Here is a 251-nt window from a genome sequence, read left to right as displayed (position 1 = left end):
ATGTGCCGCTGTTGGCACCGCAGTTGGGCACTGTCGATCCAGCCACTGGCAATGTAGTGGTCACCGGCAAGCCGGGCGCGACCGTGCAGGTGCAGGACCAGACCGGCAAGCCGATTGGTAAACCAGTCACTCTGGACGACAAAGGCCAAGGCACCGTGACGCTGCCGGGCAACACCAGCGGCCAGCAGGTCGGTGTGGTGGTCAAGGACGGTGACACGCAGTCGCCTGCCACCAACGTTGATGTGCCGCTG

1 protein-coding gene is annotated in these 251 nt (G+C 64.1%); it reads left to right on the top strand.

The genetic code is table 11. The features are described from left to right. On the top strand, positions 1–251 hold a 251-nt coding region (locus E4P00_RS20405; protein WP_248132743.1), incomplete at both ends, for an Ig-like domain-containing protein.

The sequence above is a fragment of the Pseudomonas sp. B329 genome (assembly GCF_023127835.1).
Classification (GTDB): domain Bacteria; phylum Pseudomonadota; class Gammaproteobacteria; order Pseudomonadales; family Pseudomonadaceae; genus Aquipseudomonas; species Aquipseudomonas synxantha_A.
The sequence above is the reverse complement of the archived record's forward strand: the minus strand, read 5'-3'. Positions and strand labels throughout refer to the sequence as shown.